The organism is Embleya sp. NPDC001921 (genome assembly GCF_053594475.1).
On the sequence record NZ_JBSFEO010000017.1, the window covers coordinates 29,010 to 49,521 of the forward strand.

Below are 20,512 nucleotides of genomic sequence, written 5' to 3' on the forward strand. Positions count from 1 at the left end.
GCGACCCCATATCGTCGAGCCATCGTGGGATCCGACGGAACGCGGGGCGAGGGAGTGGTCGTGGAGGTCGAGCAGTTCGCGGTCGTGGTCGCCGAGCGCATGGGGCGGCCCCGGCGCAACGAGCGCCGCTCGCGCGGCGAGCGGCTGTTCGACGCGCTGCGCGAGTTGGTGGAGGGCGGCGACCTGCTCGCCGAGACCCGGCTGCCGTCCGAGCGCGCGCTCGCCGAGGCGCTCGGGCTCAGTCGCGGCACGGTCGCCTCGGCCTACCTCTCGCTGAACCGGATCGGCCTGGTCGAACGGCGACACGGCAGCGGCTCGTACGTGCGTCCCGGCGGTCGGCCGACCTTCTCCCGCTGGCTGCGCGAGGGCGCCATCGTGGTCGACCTGGCCAAGGCGGTCGTACCCGACGCCTCGCTGTTGCCGGACACCGCGCTGCGCGTGGAGGACCTGCTCGACGCCCGACCGCAGGACGGGTACGCGCCCGCCGGCGATCCGCGACTGCGCGCGCTGGTCGCGGCGCACGCGTTGCCCGCCGGGTTCGGCGCCGACGACATCGTGGTGACCTCGGGTGCGCAGCAGGCGATCCACCTGGTCGCCGACGCGCTGCTCGGGCCCGGCGACCGGATCCTGGTCGAGCCGACCACCTACCCCGGAATGCTCGCCGCGGCGTACCGCTTCGGCGCCGAGGCGATCCCGGTGCCGGGCGATCGGCACGGCTTCGACCCGGACGAACTGCGGGCGGCGATCCGCCGGCATCGACCCGCGTACGCGTTCTCGCTGCCCGTGCACAACCCGACGGGGGCGGTGGTCTCGGCCCGGCGGGCGAAGGCGGTCGCGCGGGTGGCCGCCGAGGAGGGCACGCTGCTCGTGGAGGACCGCACCCTCGCCGATCTCGCCGACGGGCCGGTCGCCTCGGCGGCCGAGCATCTGCCCGAGCGCACGGTGTGCCTGGGCTCGCTGTCCAAGACCACGTGGGGCGGTCTGCGGCTGGGTTGGGTGGCCGCGCCGACCTCCGTGCGGGCCCTGCTGATCGAGGCCAAGCAGCGTACCGACCTGGCCTGTTCCACGCTGGACCAGCAAGTCGCGATCCACCTGCTGCGCGACCCCGACCGGCCGAGGCGCGTCCGCGCGTGGGCCGACACGCTCGCCGCCCGTCGGGACCACTTCGCCGCCGAACTCGCCCGGCACCTGCCCGAGTGGGAGTGGACCCTGCCACGCGGCGGCCTGTCCCTGTGGGCCCGGCTGCCCGGTGTGGACGGCGAGGAATTCGTCGCCGGCGCGCTTCGCCACGGCGTCGCGGTCTCCCCCGGCGCCGTCTTCGCGCCGGACCCGGACACCGCCGCCGAGCACATCCGCCTGAGCTTCGCGTGGCCCGAACCGGTGCTCTCCCAGGCCGTCGAACTCCTGACCGCGGCCTGGCGCGAGGCCCGTCGGGTCCGTTAGGCCCGTCGGGTCCGTTAAGCCCGTCGGGCCGTCGGGTGCGTTAAGCCCGTTCCGGGTGATGAACTCCCGTGCCCGGTAAGCCGACCGCCCGCGCTCCCGGCCCGCGCCGAGGAGCGGCTCGGGCGTGTCCGGATGTCGGATCGGCACTAGTGGACCAATAGCGATAGAGCTAATGTGCCATTCATCAAGTGGCCCATCGAAGTGTCTCTCGGTGATCCACTTGTCGAGCACGCCCGACGGCGGCGCCGCCAGGCGCTCGCGGCCGGAGGCGACCACGCACGAGCGCACGAGGGCGGGAGCAGCGATGGCACTGACCGAAGCGGACCGGATCTGGATGGGCGGCACGCTCGTGCCGTGGGCGGACGCGAAGGTGCACGTCCTCAGCCACGGACTGCACTACGGCACCGGCGTACTGGAGGGCACCCGGGCCCACCTCACCCCGCGCGGCCCCGCGGTGTTCCGGCTCGACGACCACCTGCGGCGGTTCCGCGAGAGCGCCCACATCGTGGGCTTCGAACTGCCCTACGACCTGCCCACGCTGCGCGCCGCGACGGTGGAACTGATCGCGGCCAACGGGCACTCCGAGTGCTACCTGCGCCATCTCGCGCACATCGGCTACGGCGAGATGGGTCCGGCCCTCCGGCCCGACATGTCGGTCGAGGTGAGCATCGCCGGGTGGGAGTGGCACGCCTACCTCGGCGACGCGTCGGAGCGCGGCATCCGCCTGGCCACCAGTTCGTGGCGACGCAACGACCCCAACGCGCTGCCACCCGCGGCCAAGGCCACCGCCGGCTACCTCAACGCGGCCCTGGCCAAGACCGCGGCGCTGCGGGCGGGCTACGACGAGGCGCTGCTGCTCAACGCGGACGGCTACGTCAGCGAGTGCAGCGCGGCCAACGTCTTCGCGGTGCGCGACGGCGTGCTGTTCACCCCGCCGCCGAGCGCCGGCGCGCTGCGCGGGATCACCCAGGACACCGTTCTGACGCTGGCCGCGGATCTGGGTCTGGCGGTCCGTACCGAGAACCTGCTCCGCTCGGATCTGTACACCGCCGAGGAGATCATGGTCTGCGGCACGGCCGCGGGCGTGGTCCCGGTGGCCTCGCTGGACGACCGCGAGGTGGGTACCGGGCCGATCACCCGGAAGATCCAGGACGCCTACACCGCGGCGATCACCGGTACGGACGAGCGATACGCGCACTGGCTCACCCTCGTGCACCAGTGACGACGGGCCGAACGGGTCGTAACGAGCGCGCGATACGCCCCTAATGGGCGAACCTACCCATATTGCTGTGATTTTGCGGATATCTGTATATACGTCCCGCTCACCCACACTTCATGGGAGATGACAATGCGCCTCCGTACCTCACTGATCGCCGTTGCCGGCGCCGCGCTCTTCGCCTTCGCCGGTGCCGGCACCGCTCAGGCGGGCGGCCACGACGACGGCCTCGTGGTCGGCCACCACACCAGCTCCGGCGTGAAGTTCTCGGACGGCTGCGGCCACCACGGCGGCGACTTCGCCGTATGGCACTCCACGGACTCGTTCGTCGCGATCCACTGACGTTTCGCGACCCGCACCGAAACGGCCCGTCCACCCCTCGGGGTGGACGGGCCGTTTCGCTGTGTACGGTTCCGAACGGGTCGTCGACGATCCGAGGGGCATCGACACGTCCGGATCGTCGACCTTGACCTCAAGTCAACTTGAAGTTCTAGGGTGTCCACATGCCGCCCGAGCCATCGCCGACGGGCCGTGTTCGCCACCTTGGATCGCACTCGGGGAGAACCACCATGCACACCTCTTCGACCGTCGCCGCCGACCGGGCGCGGCCTCGACCGACCGGTCGGCACAATCCGATCGACCACCCCATCGATGGGCACTACGGTCGAGGACAGAATGCGCCTCCGCGCCGCGCCCTCGACCCGCACCCGGATCCGGCGCACCGCACGGGGCCCACCCCGCGCCCGTGTACGGCTCGTGCCCCAGGTCGGCTGTACTCCTCCGACCCGAAGAGGACCTCGTGCTGATCCGACTGCTGCGCGCACATCTGCGCCCGTACGCCAAACCGATCGCTCTGGTGGTGCTGCTGCAACTCGTGCAGACGCTCGCCACCTTGTATCTGCCCACCCTCAACGCCGACGTCATCAACAACGGCGTGGTCAAGGGCGACACCGGCTACATCCTGCGGGTCGGCGCCGCGATGATCGGGGTGACCCTGGTCCAGATCGTCTGTGCGGCGATCGCGGTGTACTTCGGCGCGCGGATCGCGATGGGCGTGGGCCGCGACATCCGCGCGGCGGTGTTCAACCGGGTGCAGACCTTCTCCGCGCGCGAGGTGGGCCAGTTCGGCGCGCCGTCGTTGATCACCCGCACCACCAACGACGTGCAGCAGGTCCAGATGCTGGCCCTGCTCGCGCTGACCCTGATGGTGTCGGCGCCGATCATGTGCTTCGGCGGCATCCTGATGGCGGTCAACCAGGACGTCCCGATGTCCTTGTTGTTCCTGATCATCGTGCCCGCGCTGGTCCTGGCCGTGGGCTGGATCGTGCGCGCGATGCCGCCGCTGTTCCGCGTCCTGCAGGGCCGGATCGACAACGTGAACCGGATCATGCGCGAGCAGATCACCGGGATCCGGGTGATCCGCGCGTTCGGCCGCGACGGCCACGAACAGGCGCGGTACGCGGACGCCAACGCCGAGATCCGCGACGTGTCGCTCTCGCTCGGCCGGCTGATGGCCTTCATGTACCCGTCGGTCCTGCTGGTGTGGGAGACCTCGGCGATCGTGATCGTGTGGATCGGCGGCCACCGGATCGGCGCCGGATCGATGGACATCGGCGCGCTGGTCGCCTTCCTCAGCTACCTCGCGCAGATCCTGATGTCGGTGATGATGGCCACCTTCATGACCATGATGATCCCGCGCGCGTCGGTCTGCGCGGACCGGATCACCGAGGTATTGGACACCGAGACCAGCCTGACCGTGGCCCAGGCGCCGGTGACCGCGCTGCACGCGCACGGCCGGCTCGAACTGCGCGACGTGAGCTTTTGCTACCCCGGCGCCGAGGAGCCGGTGCTGCGCGGCATCGACCTGATCGCCCGCCCCGGCGAGACCACCGCGGTGATCGGCAGCACCGGCGCCGGCAAGACCACGCTGCTGAGCCTGATCCCGCGCCTGCTCGACGTGACCGGCGGCGCGGTGCTGGTCGGCGGCGTGGACACCCGCGAGGTGGACCCCGCGCTGTTGTCCCGCACGGTGGGGCTGGTGCCGCAGAAGCCGTACCTGTTCTCCGGCACCATCGCCTCCAACCTGCGCTACGGGAATCCGGACGCCACCGACGAGGACCTGTGGCGGGCCCTGGAGATCGCACAGGCCCGCGCGTTCGTCGAGGCGCTGCCCGAGAAGCTGGACGCGCCGATCGCCCAGGGCGGCGGCAACGTCTCCGGCGGCCAGCGGCAACGCCTGGCCATCGCCCGGCTGTTGGTGGTCAAGCCGGAGATCTACCTGTTCGACGACTCGTTCTCCGCACTCGACTACTCCACCGACGCGGCGTTGCGCGCGGCGCTGGTCGAGGAGACCGCCGAGGCCACCGTGGTGATCGTCGCGCAGCGCGTGGCCACCATCCGGCACGCGCACCGGATCGTGGTGCTCGACGAGGGCCGCGTGGTCGGCACCGGCACGCACCGCGAGTTGATGGCCGGCAACGACACCTACCGCGAGATCGTGCTGTCCCAGCTCACCGAGGAGGAGGCGGCGTGACCACCACCGAGGAAACCACCGAATCCGGCGACTCGACCGAGGCCGCCGTCCCGCAACGCCGCCCCGGCCCGCCCCCCGGCGGCGGACCCGCCGCGCGGATGATGGGCGGCGCGCCGACCGAGAAGTCGATGCACTTCAAGGCGTCCGGGCGCCGCCTGCTGGGCCTGATGGCCCCCGAGCGCACCCGGCTGTACGCGCTGCTCGTGTGCGGCATAGCGGGCGTCGGCCTCGCCGTGCTCACCCCGCGACTGCTCGGCAAGGCCACCGACGCGATCTTCACCGGCGTCGCCGGCGACGGTATCGACTTCGGGCACGTGCGGACCATCCTGCTGGCCACCTTCGCGGTCGTGGTCGGCTCGGTGCTGTTCGCCTTCGTGCAGGGCCGACTGACCGCGACGATCGTCCAGCGCACCACCTACCGGCTGCGCGAGGACGCCGAGACCAAACTGTCCCGGTTGCCGTTGAACTACTTCGACAAGCAGCCGCGCGGCGAGGTGCTCTCGCGCACCACCAACGACATCGACAACATCGCGCAGACCCTCCAGCAGGCGATGGGCCAGATCGTGCGCTCGGTGCTGACCATCGTCGGTGTACTGGTGATGATGTTCTGGATCTCGCCGCTGCTCGCGCTCGTCGCGCTGATCAGCGTGCCCACCTCGATCCTGGTCACGATGCTGATCGGCAAGCGCGCACAGCCGCAGTTCGTCAAGCAGTGGTCCAGTACCGGCAAGCTCAACGCGCACATCGAGGAGATGTACACCGGACACGCGCTGGTGAAGGTGTTCGGTCGGCAGAAGGAGTCCGCCGAGGTCTTCGACAAGCACAACGAGGCGCTGTACGCGGCCGGTTTCAAGGCGCAGTTCATCTCCGGCCTGATCCAGCCCGCGATGGCCTTCGTCGGCAACCTCAACTACGTGCTGATCGCGGTGATCGGCGGCCTGCGGGTGTCCTCGGGCGCGATGACGCTCGGCGACATCCAGGCGTTCATCCAGTACTCGTACGAGTTCAACGGGCCCGTCACGCAGGTCGCCTCGATGGCCAACCTGCTCCAGTCCGGCGTCGCCTCGGCCGAGCGGGTGTTCGCGCTGCTCGACGCCAAGGAGCAGTCCCCCGACCCGGAGCCACCCACGCGGATCGAGAAGGTCACCGGGCATGTCGCCTTCGAGGGCGTCTCGTTCCGGTACGACCCGGCCAAGCCGCTGATCGAGAACCTGGACCTGGAGGTGCACCCGGGCCAGACGGTGGCCATCGTCGGCCCCACCGGCGCGGGCAAGACCACCCTGGTCAACCTGCTGATGCGGTTCTACGAGGTGACCGGCGGTCGGATCACCGTGGACGGCGTGGACATCGCCACGATGGCCCGCGAGGACCTGCGCGCGCCGATCGGCATGGTGCTCCAGGACACCTGGCTGATCGGCGGCACGATCGCGGACAACATCGCGTACGGCGTCGGCGACGTCTCGCGCGAGCAGGTGGTCGCGGCGGCCCGGGCCACCCACGCCGACCGCTTCGTGCGCACGTTGCCGGACGGGTACGACACCGTGCTCGACGACGAGGCCGGCAACCTCAGCGCGGGCGAGAAGCAACTGCTCACCATCGCACGGGCGTTCCTGACCGAGCCGCAGATCCTGGTGCTGGACGAGGCGACCAGTTCGGTGGACACCCGCACCGAGGTGCTGATCCAGAAGGCGATGAACTCGCTGCGCCGGGGTCGGACCAGCTTCGTGATCGCCCACCGGTTGTCCACGATCCGCGACGCGGACGTGATCCTGGTGATGGAGTCCGGCTCGATCGTCGAACAGGGCACGCACGACGCGCTGTTGGCGGCCGAGGGTGCGTACGCGCGGCTGTACGCCTCGCAGTTCGCCCAGCCGGCGGCGGAGATCCTCTAGATCGGCCGAACCCACCACGCGGGTGCCCGAGGTCGCGTGCCTCGGGCACCCGCGCGCGTCCTGCGCCGGTTCCGCGGTCAGCCGGCGGATCGCACGGATCGTCGCGCCGGCTCGGGCGCGGAGTGCGCGCCTCGGTTGCCGGACAGGACCAGGCCGACCAGGAGTTGGCCGACGGCGGTGACCACGAGCGCGGCCATCGGCACCGTCCAGCCGCCGGTGGCGCCGTGCATCAGGCCCAGTGCGAACGGGCCGGTCGCGGCGACCGCGTAGCCCAGCGACTGGGCCAGCGTGGACAGCGCGGTCGTCTCGGCGGCGCCGGTACCGCTGCCGCCGATCACGGAGAGCACCAGCGGGAACGAGCAAAAGCCCAGGCCGACCGCAGCCGCCCAGACCACGGGCAGCGCGACGGGGGCCACGAGCAGACCGACGAAGCCGATCAGCATGCTCACCGACACCACCACGAACGCGGGGCGCAGCCGCCCGGTGGCCCGCACGAACGCGAGCAGCGCGAAGGTCGCCGGAATGCCCGCCCCCTGGGTGATCGCGAGCATCGCGCCCGCCTTGCCGCCGCTCATCCCCTCGTCGGAGAGCAGCGTCGGCAACCAGCCGACCAGCGCGTAGCAGTTCAGCGCCTGGAGCGCGAAGTAGGCCGTGACCAGTCGGCCCAGCCGGGTGCGCGCCACGGCCCACGGCGATACGTACGCGGCGGGGCCGGCCTTGGCGGTGAGCGCGTGCGGCGCCCGGACCAGCGACCACACCAGCAGCGCGGCCACGGCCGGCAGCGCCCACACCGCCAGCCCCCGCGACGGCGAGTCCAGGCCGTCCGCCACCGGCACCGCGATCGCGGCGGCCAGCGTCGCGCCCAGCGCCATCACCGTGGTGTACACCCCGGTCAGCACCGACACGCGGTGCGGGTAGTGCGCGCGCAGCAACGCGGGCAGCAGCACATTGCCCACGGCCAGGCCGGACATGCCCAGCACGGTGCCGGTCAGCAGTGCCCAGGTGGTCGGCACGACCCGCATGCCCAGCCCGGCGGCCAGTGCGAACAGCGCCACCAGGACCGCTCGTTCGGTGCCGAACCGGCGGGCCAGCGGCGACGCGGTCAGCCCGGCGGCGGCGAAGCACAGCGTCGGCAGGGTCGGCAACAGCGACGCGGTCACCGAGCCGAAGCCGAGCGTGTCGCGCAGCGCCTCCAGGAGCGCGGCGGCACTGCTGATGCCCAACCGCAGGTTGAACGCGATCAGCACGATGCCCACGCCGGCCAGCCACGCGGCACGGGTACGACCGGCCGGATCGGTGGTCGGCGCCAGGGGCGCGCCGGCGGCTACGGAGGCTGCGGATGTCATGGGTCAAAGGTAAGACGTCTGATGAATCCTGTCCAGGTGACGGAGGGTTGACATCGGGTGACATCCGATCATCGGATGTATCCTGGGTCCTGTTTCGGTTCGACGTCGCAGGTCGTGTCGACGTCCCAGGTCAGGAGCCCGCCCGATGAGCAGCCTCGAATCGGTGCGCCGGCCGGCGCTGTCCGCCGAGGTGATCGCCCGGCTGCGGGAGCGCATCACCTCCGGCGACTGGCCGGTGGGCAGCCGCATCCCGCCCGAGCCGGAGTTGATGAGCCGGCTCCAGGTGGCCCGGGGCACGGTCCGCGAGGCGGTCCGCGCGCTCGCGCACGCGGGCCTGCTCGACGTGCGCCAGGGCGACGGCACCTACGTGCGCGCGGTCAGCGAGCTTTCCGGCGCCGTCGAGCGGCTGTACGGCGGCAGCGACATCGGGCAGGTCCTGGAGGTGCGCCAGGCGCTCGATCTCCAGGCCGCCCGACTCGCCGCGATCCGTGCCGAGGAGGCCGACCTGACCGTGCTCGAAGGCGCGCTGCGCCGGCGCCGGGCCGCGTGGGACGAGCGCGACTTCGACGCGTGGCTGGCCGCCGACTGGGAGTTCCACCTCGGGGTCGCCGACGCGGCGCACAATCCCCTGCTGGCCGAGCTGTACCGGAACCTGTCCGGGCCGGTGCGCGAGTCGGTGGCCGGTTCCTGGACCGACCCCGACTACCAGGGCGCGAACCCGGGCGGCCACGAGGACCTGTTGCGGGCGCTGCGCGAGCGCGACCCGGTCGAGGCCGCCCGACAGGCGGACGCCAACCTGACCGACACCCACGACTGGCACGCGGTGCGCTCACCGAGGGAATCCGGGTCGTAGGCCCGAAGGGTGGGTCGCAGGCCCGTGGGGAACCGGGTCGTAGGCCCGAGGGCCGTGGCTGCGCCGCCTGGGCCTGACCGACCGCACCCCGCGGCTGTTCGCGTGCGAGCCGGCGGCGGGCGGGCCGGCGGCCGAGGCGATGCGCGTCGGGGCTCCGGCCGCACACGTCCCGGTCGGCCACACCACCGCCTACGCGATCGACTGCCCCGTCGGCGGCTACCGGGGCGCGCTCGCACTCCGCGACAGCGGCGGCCGGGCGCTGCTCGTCACCGATGCCGAACTTGACTCGGCACAGGCGGAGTTGAGCCGCCAGGGGCTGGGGGTGGAGAGTTCCGCCGCGGCCGGCCTCGCGGGCCTGCGCGGGCACGGCCCGATCGACGGCCCGGTGGTCTGCGTCGCGACGTCGAGCGGCTTCAAGGACCTGGGCACCGGCACCCACCGCTCGAATCCGGTCGAGCCCACCTGGCCCGCGGTCGAACGCCGTCTGCGGGCGGCGGGGTTGCTCGCCCAGACGACCGGACTTCCGCTCGGCGCCCACCGATCGCGCGGGGTGGGTCACACGTGCGGGGCGCCGCGGGGCCCGAGGCCCCGGGCGCCCCGCAACGCACGCGGGATCGGGTCAGGCCACCGCGGCAACGGCGCCGGCGGCCGCGGTGATCCGTCGCAGGTCGGCGTCCGAGGTGATGTACGGCGGCATCGTGTAGACGAGATCGCGGAACGGCCGGAGCCAGACGCCGTGTTCGACGGCCACCCGGGTGGCCGTCGCCATGTCGACCTCATGGTCGAGCTGGACGACGCCGATGGCACCCAGGACCCGCACGTCCGCGACCCTCGGGAGCGCGCGGGCCGGGGCCAGGCCCTCGACGAGGCCGGCTTCGATGCGGGCGACGTTCGCCCGCCAGTCCTGGTCGAGCAGCAGGCCCAACGCGGCGTTCGCGGCCGCGGCGGCCAGCGGGTTGCCCATGAAGGTGGGCCCGTGGGCCAGGACCGGGGACTCGCCGGCGGCGATGCCGGCCGCCACCTCCTCCGTACACAACGTCGCGGCCATGCTCAGGTAGCCGCCGGTCAACGCCTTGCCCAGGCACATCACATCGGGGCTGACGCCGGCGTGGTCGGCGGCGAACAGCTCGCCGGTGCGGCCGAAGCCGGTGGCGATCTCGTCGAAGATCAGCAGCACGTCGTGGGCGGTGCACAGGTCGCGCAGCGCGCGCAGGTACTCCGGGGGATGGAAGCGCATGCCACCCGCGTTCTGCACGATCGGCTCGACGATCACCGCCGCGACCTCGTCCCGGTGGCGGGTCAGCAGCGCGTCCAGGTGCTCGACGTAGGCCGGGTCGAACCCGCTCGGCGGCGCGTCCGCGAACACCTGCTCGGCCAGCCTCCCCTGCCACAACCGGTGCATCCCGCCCTCCGGGTCGCACACCGACATCGGATGCCACGTGTCGCCGTGGTACCCGCCGCGCCACGTGAGCAGTCGCCGCTTGTCGGCGCGGCCTCGGGCCCGCCAGTACTGGAGGCACATCTTCATCGCGACCTCCACCGAGATCGATCCGGAGTCGGCCAGGAAGACGTGCCGCAGCGGCTCCGGAGTGATCTCGACCAGGGTGCGCGCCAGCCGAATCGCGGGCTCGTGCGTGAGTCCGCCGAACATGACGTGACTCATCCGCCCCATCTGCTCGCGGATCGCCGCGTCGATCACCGGATGCGCGTAGCCGTGCACCGCGGCCCACCACGACGACATGCCGTCCACCAACTCGTCGACCCCGCCCACCGGTTCGGCCAACCGCAGGCGAACTCCCGCGGCCGACTCGATGAGCAGCGGGCGTCCGGTGCCGGGCATCGGCGCGTACGGGTGCCACACGTGTTCGCGGTCGAGGTCGAGCAGTCGGCCGGGGGTCAGGTCCGCCGGTCCGGCTCGGTTCGCAGCCGGGTCCGGGTACTCGGTCCGCGCTGCGGCCTGCCCGCCGACGCCCGCGATCGCATCGAGGCCGCCCCCGCCGGCGGCCCTCACGCGTTCGGGGGAAGGTCGCTGCCCGCGCCCCGGCGGCGGATCGCCACCAGGTCGTGCCGGGCGTCCGGCAGGGTCTGCTCGTCGGCCCCTTCGATCACGAAGCCCGCGTCGGCGATCATCTGCCGGTCGTCCGCGCCCGGTTGGCCCTCGCTGGTCAGGTAGTCGCCCAGGAACATCGAGTTGGCCAGATGCAGCGCGAGCGGCTGCATGCTCCGCAGGTGGATCTCGCGTCCACCCGCCAACCGCACCTCGACATCGGGGAAGAAGAAGCGGAACAACGCCAGGATGCGCAGGCAACGCTCGGGGGTCAGCTCCCAGTTCTCCGCCAGCGGCGTGCCCTTGAACGGGATGAGGAAGTTCACCGGAACCGAATCCGGATCCAACTCGCGCAGGGCGTAGGCCAGATCGACGATGTCGGAATCCGACTCGCCCATCCCGAAGATGGCCCCGGAACACGGCGACAGACCCGCCGTACCGGCGCGTCGCAGGGTATCCGTGCGATCGGTGAAGGTGTGCGTGGAGCAGATGTCGGAGTACCGCGCCTCGCTCGTGTTGAGGTTGTGGCTGTACGCGTGCGCCCCGGCGGCCGCGAGGCGTTCGGCCTGGCCGTCGGCGAGCAGACCCAGACAGACGCAGATCTCCACGTCCGGGCTGCCCTCCTTCACCGCGGCGATGGTGTCCTCGATCCGGGTGATGTCCCGGCTGCCGGGCCCTCGCCCGCTCGCCACCAGGCACACCCGCTTCGCCCCGGCCCGTACCGCCTGATCGGCCGTCTCGGCGGCCTCCTTCGGGGTGATCCACGAGTACTTGAGGATCTCCGCCGCCGACCCGAGTCGTTGTGAGCAGTACGAGCAATCCTCCGGGCACAGCCCGCTCTTCATGTTGATGATCGTGTTCAGCTTCACCCGCCGGCCGAAGAAGTGCCGCCGCACGCGTGCCCCGGCGGCCACCACGTCCAGTACCTCGTGCGCACCGCCCAGAACGGCCAACGCCTCTTCTCGGGACGGTACTTCCCGCCGCAATGCCTTCGCCGTCAACCCATCGAGATCCAAGTCCATACGCCCCACCCTCACCCGGCCCCGGCACCCACCCCAATCCCCCGACCCCACAAGATCACCCCCAAGCATTTGTCCCGGCTCCCCCAAACCCCACCCACCCACACCTGCTATGCCGGAAGGCGCGGGCGCGGGCGCGGGCGCGGGCGCGGGCGCGGGCGCGGGCGCGGGCGCGGGCGAGCACGGGCACGGGCACGGGTCGGGTCGGGTCGGGCCGGGCTGGCCGAGCACGGGTTGCGATCGGGGTCGGGTAATCGGAAACGCGCGGCCGGCGTCGAGTGGGGCGGGCGCGTACCGCGAGGACACGCAGCGGGGCCGCCCACGGCGAGGACGGGCGGCCGACCGCGCGCGGGCCGGGAAGGGGCGGCCGGGGACGGACGGGCCCGGGACAAGCTGCCGGAACAGGCGCGTCGGCAGGAGCACCCAGACGCACGGGCGCGGCCGCGCGGCTGAGCGCACGCGGGGCGCCGCTCGGCGGCCGGCTACGCGCGGATCGCGGACGCGGGGGTTGTCAGGTGGTTGGCAGGGGTTGGGCCGCGGTGAGGATGGTGAAGATGTGGTCGACCGTGGTCTGCTTTTCGCCGACGGGGGCCACGTAGTCGATTGCCGCGCGGGCGTGGGACTCGCCCAGGGTGCGGGTGATCGCCCAGGCGCCCAGGTATTGGGAGGCCAGGCAGCCGCCGGCCGTGGCGATGTTGCCGGACGCGTGGAACGGGGCGTCCAGGACCTCGACGCCGGCCGCCTCGACCCACGGGCGCGAGGTCGCGTCGGTGCACGCGGGGAGGTCGGTCAGCAGGCCGAGGCGGGCCAGGACCAGGGCGCCCGAGCACTGGGAGCCGATGAGCTGACGGGTCGGGTCCAGGGGCAGCGCCGCGAGGAGCGCGTCGTCGGCGACGACGTCACGCGTCCTGATGCCACTGCCGATCAGCACGACATCGGCTTCGGGGATGAAGTCGAGCGGGCGTTGCCCGGTGATCTGGACGCCGTTCATCGAGGTGACGGTCGGGGCGGGCGTGGTGATGTACGCCGTCAGGCCATCCTTGCGGCAGCGGTTGACGATGGCCGCCGCCACGAAGCTGTCCAACTCGTTGAAGCCGTCGAAGGTGACCACGGCAACCTGGATCATCGGAGCATCCCCATTCGGATCGGTGCGTCGACACTCCCCGGCAGGCTACGCCCCGACGGCCCGGCGCCCGAGCCGGTGCGCGCTACACCGTCCCCATCCGCTTCGTCACCGCGATCTCGATCACCACACGATTCGGGTTCACCCGCGGCTCGCGATAGCGCTCGGTGTACCGCCGGACCGCCTCGGCGACGGCCTCGGCGTCACCGGCGACGCGCGCGCCGCCCTCGAGCGTGGACCAGCGCCTCCCGTCCACCTGGGAGATCGCGACCCGGGCACCCGGACCCGCCGCCAGCACGTTGCGGACCTTCCTGCTCGCGCCGTCCGAGATGACCCGCGCGATCCCGGACACGTGGTCGTAGGTGGCGCCGACGGGAACCAGGTGCGGCGTGCCGTCGGGACGGTGGGTGACCAGCAGACACAGGTGTCGTTCCTGCCAGAAGGCCTGGAAATCCGGGGTGGTGGACGGCGGAACGTGCGGCGTCATCGAGATCAGGTCTTTCACGATCGGGCCTGCCGGGTCGAGCGGGACCGCTCCCGGCCCGCCGACCAGCAGTATGACGGCCACCGCCCGCGACCCACGCACCCCGGCCGCCCGGCCCGCTCCGGCCGAGCGCTCAGTCGGCCCGATAGACCTCCGACATCGCCTGCGCCTGCGCGTACGTCGGCGCACCGGCGGGTGCCGCCTCCTCGTCGTGCGCGACCGCCCAGGCCAGATCCACCGCGCTTCGCACCGCGACCCGGAACAGCAGCGAACCCGTGCTGATCCGCCGTACCCCCAGCTTCGCGAGCCGGGCCCGGGACAGGCCGGTCGGGCTGTACAGGATGTTCAGCGGCGCGTCGGTCGCGCCCACCAGGGTCTCGATCGCGGCCTCGTCCTGGAGCCCGGGTACGAACACGCCGTCCGCGCCCGCCGCCCGGTACGCCCGGATCCGCCGCGTCGTCTCGTCGAGCGAGGCGCCCGGACCGCCCGCCCAGTACGTATCGGCGCGCGCGTTGACGAACAGCGTCGGTGCGGCCTCCTTGAGTGCGGCGATCACCGCGACCTGGTGGTCCGCGTCGGTCAGCGACCCGTCGGCCCGCCCGTCCTCGATGTTGACGCCGGCCACTCCGGCCCGTACCAGCTCGACGCCCAACGCCGCGACGTCCTCCGGGCGCTCGGCGAAGCCGCCCTCGATGTCGACGCTGACCGGCACCGGCAGCCGCGCGATGCCGACCCCGAGGCGTACCGTCTCCTCCCGCGTCCCGCCCACCCCGTCCGGCTTGCCGGCCGCGATCGCCACCCCCAGGCTCGTCGTCCCGATCGCCGCGAACCCGCGCTCGACCAGCGCGGCCGCGGTGGCGTGGTCCCAAGCGTTGGGCAACAGCAGCGGTGTCTCGGCCCGATGCAGCGCCGAGAACTCCGCGAAGCGATCGGCGTTGGCGGCCTGGTTCGTAGTGCTCATCGAGTGTGCCCCTCCGAATCGACGGCGACCGCGCCGAACGCGGCCGAACCCCACCGATCCTGCCGCACTCCCGACGTCCGGGCGGGCGACATCCACGATCGGCGCGCCCGTCCGCCCGGTCACCCGTTCGAGCTCCGGTCCCACGCCTGCGATAGCGTCCCCGCGAGAACGAGGGAGGCCCGATGCTGCTGCACGAGATCCTGGTCGACGCGGCGCGGGAGGTACCCGACCGCACCGCCCTGATCGTCCCCGCGCACACCCCCCGCGCGCCCGGCGCGTCCGGCGGACCCGCCGCCCAAGCGCCCGCCGGCGCGCCCGCCCACGCGCACACCGTGTGGACCTTCGCCGAGCTGGCCGACCGCTCCCGCGCGCTCGCCGCCCGCGTCGCACGGCAGACCTCGCCCGGCGCCCGGGTCGCGATCCTCGCGCACAACCGGGCCGAGTACGTGGCCGCCTACTACGGCGTCCCGTGGGCCGGCCGGGTGCTGGTCCCGCTCAATCCCCGGCTGCATCCGCGCGAGTGGGCCGACCAGTTGACCCGCTCGGGCGCGGAGCTGCTGCTCGGCGACGCCGACCTGACCACCAGGCTCGACTGGACCGAGGGCCCGACCCTGGATCCGGGCGAAGCCGTCGCGGACACCGCCGCGCACGGGGCCGAGTTCACCGCCGCCGGCGACGAGAGCGCACTCACGTGGCTGCTGTTCACCTCGGGCACCACCGGCCGACCCAAGGGTGTGCGGCTCACCCACCGCAGCCTGATCGCGGCGATGCGCGGCTCGCTCGCCTGCCGACCGGTCGAGTCCGACACCGTCGTACTGACCCCCTTCCCGCTCGCCCACGTGGCCGGCTACCAGGTACCCGCCCACCACATCGCGCGCCGCCCGGTGGTCGTCCTGCACCGCTGGGACCCGGCCGAACTGGCCTCGGTGGTCCGCGAGTTCGACGTCACCAACCTGTCGCTCGCGCCGACCATGATCGACGCCCTGCTGGACCACGTCCGCGCCGGCGACGGGCTGCGCGAGCGGATCCGCGCGATCAGCTACGGCGCCTCGCCGATCACCCCCGAGCTGATCCGCCGGGTGGACCGGCTGCTCGGCTGCGCCCTGGGCCAGGGATACGGCATGACCGAACTCTCCGGCAACGCGGTGTTCCTGAGCGCCGCCGACCACCGGCCCGAGCTGTTCGCCGCCGCGGGTCGACCCGGCCCCGGCGTCGAGATCCGGATCGTCGACGACGCCGGCCGGGCACTGCCGACCGGTGCCACCGGCGAGATCTCGGTCCGGTCCGAACAGGTGGCGGACGGCTACTGGCAGGTGGACACCGGCGAGTTCGCGGCCGGCTGGTTCCGCACCGGTGACCTGGGCCGGCTCGACGCCGACGGCTACCTGTACGTCCTGGACCGCAAGAAGGACGTGATCATCACCGGCGGCGAGAACGTCAGCGCGCGCGAGGTGGAGGCGGTACTGCGCGCGCACCCGGACGTCCGCGACGTCGCGGTGGTCGGCGAACCGGACACCCGGTGGGGCGAGCGCGTGGTCGCGGTCGTCGTCCCGGTGTCGGGACGCTCGGTCGACCCCGACGCACTCGTCGACCTGTGCCGCGCACACCTGGCGGGCTTCAAGATCCCGCGCCGCGTCGTGTTCACCGACGCCCTCCCGGTCACCGGCACCGGCAAGGTCAGCAAGCCCACCCTGCGCGCACGACTCGCCGAGGACACCCCGGCGGGCCGCTGACCCGACCTCGGCGCGCGGATCAGTCGGCGACCGTCAGCACGATCTTCCCGGCCGTGCGCCCTCGCTCGCCGAGTTCGTGCGCCTTCGCCGCGTCGGCCAGCGGCAATGTCGCGGCGACCTCGACCCGCAGCCGGCCCGCGACCACCAGCGCGGCGATCTCGCGCAGCCCCGCGAGGTCCGGTTCGACCAGCATGAACACCGCCCGCACACCGGCCTCCCGGGCCCGCGCGAGCGGGAACGTGTCGTCCGGCGGCACGATCGAGACCAGCGTGCCGCCCGTGCGCAGCGTCGCCAGCGAACGTGCCGCGTACGCGCCGCCGATCGGATCCAGCACCACGTCCACGTCCCGCACCGTCTCGGCGAAGTCCACCCGGGTGTAGTCGATCGGCTCGTCCACGCCCAGCCCGCGCAGGAACTCGTGCTTGGCCGCGCTCGCGGTACCCAGCACATACGCGCCGCGCGCCTTGGCGATCTGCGCGGCCAGGTGCCCGACGCCGCCGGCCGCCGCGTGGATCAGCACCCGCTGTCCGGACCGCAGGTTCGCGGTGTCCACCAGCGCCTGCCACGCGGTCAGCGCCGCGAGCGGCAACGCGGCGGCCCGCACCGGGTCCAGACCGGCCGGACGGAGTGCGAAGTGCCGGGCGGGCGCGGTGACGTACTCGGCGTACGCGCCGGCCGGGTGCGGGAAGCGCGGCATACCGAACACCTCGTCGCCCGGGGCGAGTACGGTCACCCCCGCGCCGACCGCCTCGACCACCCCGGCGACGTCGAAGCCGAGGGTGAACGGCGGCTCGGTGCCGTCGCGGAACACACCCCGCTCGCGGGTCTTCCAGTCGGCCGGATTCACGCTCGTGGCCTGCACCCGCACGAGCACCTCGGTCGCCCCCGGCTCCGGCCGAGCCACCTCGACCAGCCGCAACACCTCCGGCCCACCGGCGGCGTCCTGGCTGATCGCCCGCATCCGCGGCGCGTCGGTGGTCTCGGTCATGGCCGTCTCCTCACCCTCTCGACGGGTGGGCCCCGCCTGGGCCGCCGGCGATCGGCGACGCGCTCCCAGCGTGCCGATCCCACGACCGCCCACCTACCGGCCGGACAGCCAATCACCGCAAGGATCGGGCCAACCGAGGGGCAACCGAGATGGGCAACCGAGAGAGGCAACCGAGAGCCGACCGAAAGGCACGACCGAAGCCCGATCCAGAGCACACCCGCCCCGATCGACCGAACCCGCCCGCTATTCGACCGGACGGATCTCATACGCGCAATGCGGCGCGCCCGCCACCATGTGGCTGACCCGCCGCACCTCGGTGTCCGGCAACGCCTCCCGCAGGAAGGCCAGTTCCGAGGAGCACGCGGTGCCGCACCGCACCGCCACGTCGAAGATCGCGCAGTTCTGCTCGACGATCAGCCATCCGCCGCCGTCCGGCAACGGCTCGGCGGCGGCCAGGTAGCCGTCCTCGTCCAGGATCGCGGCTATCGCGGCCACCCGGTCGGCCAGCTCCGGGGCGGTCGTCCGGGCCCGGGCCCGCTCCAGCCGCCGCTCGCGTCGACGGTCGAACAGCCGGTCCACGAAACCCGGCTCCTCGGCCTGCGCGGTCTCCAGGAGGTCTCCCACCAGGTCGCCGTAGCGCCGGGGGAACAGATTCTCACCGGCCGCGGTCAGCCGGTACACGTGCTTGGGCCGGCCCGGTCCGAGTCGGACCTGCCGGTGCGTCACGTAGCCCTCGGCGACCAGTCCGGCCAGTTGCTGGCGCATGCCGCTCGCGGTCATCCCGACCGCGTCGGCCAATTCCTCCGCGCGCAGTTCGCCCGCGCCCTTGAGGCGCCGCAATATCTCGCGCCGGGTCTCGGGCAACAGTGCGAACGCGTCCTGCTCGGTCACCGCTCGCCCCTCTCCTCCACCCCGAGTCCCCGAGTGCGTACTCCTGCGCGTGCCGGCGGTGCCGACACGCTCACCGACGTCGGACAGGGCCGCACGGGGAGCACCCGCGCGACCCTGGACCGAACGCCGTTCCTCAGGCGCCCTTGGCGGCGGCGAGGCGGGTCGCGACGTCGTCCCAGTTGAAGACGTTCCACACGGCCTTGAAGAAGTCCGCCTTCACGTTCTTGTACTGGAGGTAGAAGGCGTGCTCCCACGCGTCGATCGCCAGCAGCGGCACGGTGCCCTGCGGGATGTTGCCCTGGTGGTCGTAGACCTGGGTGACCACGATGCGCTGCGAGAGCGGCTCCCACGCGGCGACGGACCAGCCCGAGCCCTGCACGGTCATCGCGGTCTGCGTCATGTGCGCGCGGAACTGCTCGAAGCCGCCGAAGTCGACACCGATCTGCTCGGCGAGGTCACCGGTGGGCTCGCCGTTGCCGGTCGGGCCGAGGTTGGTCCAGAACAGGCTGTGCAGCACGTGACCCGAGACGTGGAAGGCCAGGTCCTTCTCCAGCTTGGAGATGGTGCCGTAGGCCTCCTTGTCGCGCGCCTCCGCGATCTGCTCGAGGGCGGTGTTGGCGCCGGTCACATACGCAGCGTGGTGCTTGTCGTGGTGCAGCTCCATGATGGCGCCGCTGATGTGCGGCTCCAGGGCGGCGTAGTCGTAGGTGAGGTCGGGGAGCGTGTAGACCGTGTCGGCCACGGGAGTTCCTCCTGCGCAGTGGTTGCGGTGACGTACTCGACCCTATGCTTCTCGTCGGAGGTCGGGCAAGTTAGGCAAGACTTAACTGTCCTAACCGGAGCCCCCCCGGTCCACTCGAAACACACCGAAGGAGTCGACGATGCATCAGCAGGCCGCCGAAACCTTGGACGAAGCGTTCGAACGTCTGCATCGCACCGGTTCCGAGTTCGACGACAAGTTGTCCAATCACGGACCGATGGCCGTCGAGGCGCTCGTGCACTCGGGCCAGTGGGAAGCCGTGCCCGCTTGGCTGGACGTTTACACCCGTCGACTGGAACCGCCGACCCGCCCGACCGAGCGGATCGCCAGGGACGCGTGGCGCGAGGCACTGGGCGACCACGCCCGCGACGGGGACTGGATCGCGCTGTTCATCGACGAGATCGCCGAACGGCCGTGGCGCGAGGTGCTCGCGCTGTGGTGGCCGCGGCTGCTCCCGGGGCTGCCCGGCGGCGCCACGCACGGTGTGATCCGGGTCGGCCACGCGGTCCGCGCGCTGCTGGACGCGGGCGAGAGCCCGGTCCGGCTCGCCGAGTTCGCGCACGCGATGGCGTACTTCGCCTCGAGCAACCTGGCGCTGCCCGAACTGCCGCGGCTCGCGGGGGGCCGCACGCCGTTCGAGGCACTGGACGCGGTGCCGCCGCTGCCGGTGGGCGAGAAGGACCACATCAGCCGGCGACTGACCTTCCTGGCCGGCTGGGACGAGTGGCTGACCGCGACCCTGTCGGTGCGCCCGGCCGGCACCCCGGAGGAGGCCCGAGCGCTGCTCGCCGACACGGTGCACGCGGCCACCCTGCGCTACCTGCGTCGAGGACACGGCAACGCGGTGATGAACGTGCACGGGGTGACCGCCCCCGGCGCGGTGCTGCGCGTGTTGCCCGCGCTGCCGCCCGAGTTGTGGATCCCCTCGTACCGGGTCGCGTGGGCCACCGCCGGCGCGGTCTTCGCGGTCTACATGGCCCGCGAGGACGCGCCCGCAACACCCGCGCCGGCCGGCGATCCGGCCGAGGCGATGGACCGCGCGCACGCGCACGGCGACGAGCACGTGATCAAGCTCGCGGACGCCGCGGTGGACGTGTACGCGCGCTCCGGCGACTCGCGCGCGTTGTCCGCCGGCGTGCTCGCCGCCGGGCTCGTGAAGCCGCTGCGCGGGTGACCGGGCGGGCCGCTGCCCGCGACACGCCCTCGTTCGAGTGAGGTTCCCC

At 72.4% G+C, this 20,512-nt stretch carries 17 protein-coding genes; 8 read left to right on the forward strand and 9 right to left on the reverse strand.

Annotated features, from left to right (window positions below; all coding sequences use genetic code 11):
- The first annotated feature begins 24 nt into the window (after positions 1-24).
- The 5 genes from ACWCPW_RS20760 (at position 25) to ACWCPW_RS20780 (ending at position 7,084) form a co-directional block, all read left to right on the forward strand.
- Positions 25-1,443, forward strand: coding sequence for an aminotransferase-like domain-containing protein (locus tag ACWCPW_RS20760; RefSeq protein ID WP_449763053.1), 1,419 nt, complete (start codon positions 25-27; stop codon positions 1,441-1,443).
- 304 nt (positions 1,444-1,747) lie between these two features.
- Positions 1,748-2,665 (forward strand): branched-chain amino acid transaminase, encoded by a 918-nt coding sequence (locus ACWCPW_RS20765; RefSeq protein ID WP_449763054.1) that lies wholly within the window; start codon positions 1,748-1,750, stop codon positions 2,663-2,665.
- A 126-nt stretch (positions 2,666-2,791) separates the two neighbouring features.
- Positions 2,792-3,001 carry a hypothetical protein gene (locus ACWCPW_RS20770; protein ID WP_449763055.1) on the forward strand — a complete coding sequence of 70 codons (210 nt, stop codon included), beginning with the start codon at positions 2,792-2,794 and terminating at the stop codon, positions 2,999-3,001.
- 457 nt (positions 3,002-3,458) lie between these two features.
- Positions 3,459-5,192: an ABC transporter ATP-binding protein gene (locus ACWCPW_RS20775; protein ID WP_449763056.1), complete on the forward strand. Its 1,734-nt coding sequence runs from the start codon at positions 3,459-3,461 to the stop codon at positions 5,190-5,192.
- Positions 5,189-7,084 (forward strand): ABC transporter ATP-binding protein, encoded by a 1,896-nt coding sequence (locus ACWCPW_RS20780; protein ID WP_449763057.1) that lies wholly within the window; start codon positions 5,189-5,191, stop codon positions 7,082-7,084. The genes ACWCPW_RS20775 and ACWCPW_RS20780 overlap by 4 nt, the downstream gene beginning before the upstream one ends.
- Positions 7,085-7,161: 77 nt before the next feature.
- Here the strand turns inward: ACWCPW_RS20780 and ACWCPW_RS20785 are convergent, their stop codons facing one another.
- On the reverse strand, positions 7,162-8,430 hold the full coding sequence (locus ACWCPW_RS20785) for an MFS transporter (RefSeq protein WP_449763058.1): 1,269 nt from the start codon (positions 8,428-8,430) through the stop codon (positions 7,162-7,164).
- Positions 8,431-8,575: 145 nt separating this feature from the next.
- On the opposite strand from ACWCPW_RS20785, the gene ACWCPW_RS20790 reads away from it, so the two are divergent.
- Positions 8,576-9,283 (forward strand): FadR/GntR family transcriptional regulator, encoded by a 708-nt coding sequence (locus ACWCPW_RS20790; protein ID WP_449763059.1) that lies wholly within the window; start codon positions 8,576-8,578, stop codon positions 9,281-9,283.
- 619 nt (positions 9,284-9,902) lie between these two features.
- Here the strand turns inward: ACWCPW_RS20790 and ACWCPW_RS20795 are convergent.
- The 5 genes from ACWCPW_RS20795 to ACWCPW_RS20815 form a co-directional block, all read right to left on the reverse strand.
- Positions 9,903-11,123: an adenosylmethionine--8-amino-7-oxononanoate transaminase gene (locus ACWCPW_RS20795; protein WP_449763199.1), complete on the reverse strand. Its 1,221-nt coding sequence runs from the start codon at positions 11,121-11,123 to the stop codon at positions 9,903-9,905.
- Between the two features lie 167 nt (positions 11,124-11,290).
- Positions 11,291-12,352, reverse strand: a complete 1,062-nt coding sequence (bioB, locus tag ACWCPW_RS20800; protein ID WP_449763060.1) for a biotin synthase BioB — start codon at positions 12,350-12,352, stop codon at positions 11,291-11,293.
- Between the two features lie 508 nt (positions 12,353-12,860).
- Complete coding sequence (locus ACWCPW_RS20805) at positions 12,861-13,475, reverse strand: DJ-1/PfpI family protein (RefSeq protein WP_449763061.1); 615 nt, start codon at positions 13,473-13,475, stop codon at positions 12,861-12,863.
- Positions 13,476-13,557: 82 nt separating this feature from the next.
- Positions 13,558-13,959, reverse strand: coding sequence for a pyridoxamine 5'-phosphate oxidase family protein (locus tag ACWCPW_RS20810; protein ID WP_449763200.1), 402 nt, complete (start codon positions 13,957-13,959; stop codon positions 13,558-13,560).
- 130 nt (positions 13,960-14,089) lie between these two features.
- A complete protein-coding gene (locus ACWCPW_RS20815; protein ID WP_449763062.1) occupies positions 14,090-14,917 on the reverse strand; it encodes an isocitrate lyase/PEP mutase family protein in 828 nt (275 codons plus the stop codon).
- 182 nt (positions 14,918-15,099) lie between these two features.
- On the opposite strand from ACWCPW_RS20815, the gene ACWCPW_RS20820 reads away from it, so the two are divergent.
- On the forward strand, positions 15,100-16,650 hold the full coding sequence (locus ACWCPW_RS20820; protein WP_449763063.1) for a class I adenylate-forming enzyme family protein: 1,551 nt from the start codon (positions 15,100-15,102) through the stop codon (positions 16,648-16,650).
- A 19-nt stretch (positions 16,651-16,669) separates the two neighbouring features.
- Here ACWCPW_RS20820 and ACWCPW_RS20825 read toward each other — a convergent pair whose 3' ends face one another.
- From ACWCPW_RS20825 to ACWCPW_RS20835, 3 genes are all read right to left on the reverse strand, one after another.
- Positions 16,670-17,638, reverse strand: coding sequence for an NADP-dependent oxidoreductase (locus ACWCPW_RS20825; RefSeq protein ID WP_449763064.1), 969 nt, complete (start codon positions 17,636-17,638; stop codon positions 16,670-16,672).
- Positions 17,639-17,881: 243 nt separating this feature from the next.
- Complete coding sequence (locus tag ACWCPW_RS20830; protein ID WP_449763065.1) at positions 17,882-18,529, reverse strand: helix-turn-helix transcriptional regulator; 648 nt, start codon at positions 18,527-18,529, stop codon at positions 17,882-17,884.
- Positions 18,530-18,662: 133 nt separating this feature from the next.
- Positions 18,663-19,271: a superoxide dismutase gene (locus ACWCPW_RS20835; protein WP_020549884.1), complete on the reverse strand. Its 609-nt coding sequence runs from the start codon at positions 19,269-19,271 to the stop codon at positions 18,663-18,665.
- Positions 19,272-19,410: 139 nt separating this feature from the next.
- Here ACWCPW_RS20835 and ACWCPW_RS20840 point away from each other — a divergent pair, with 139 nt between their 5' ends.
- Entirely contained in the window at positions 19,411-20,463 is a 1,053-nt protein-coding gene (locus tag ACWCPW_RS20840; RefSeq protein ID WP_449763066.1) for a questin oxidase family protein, read from the forward strand.
- The last annotated feature ends 49 nt before the right edge of the window (positions 20,464-20,512 follow it).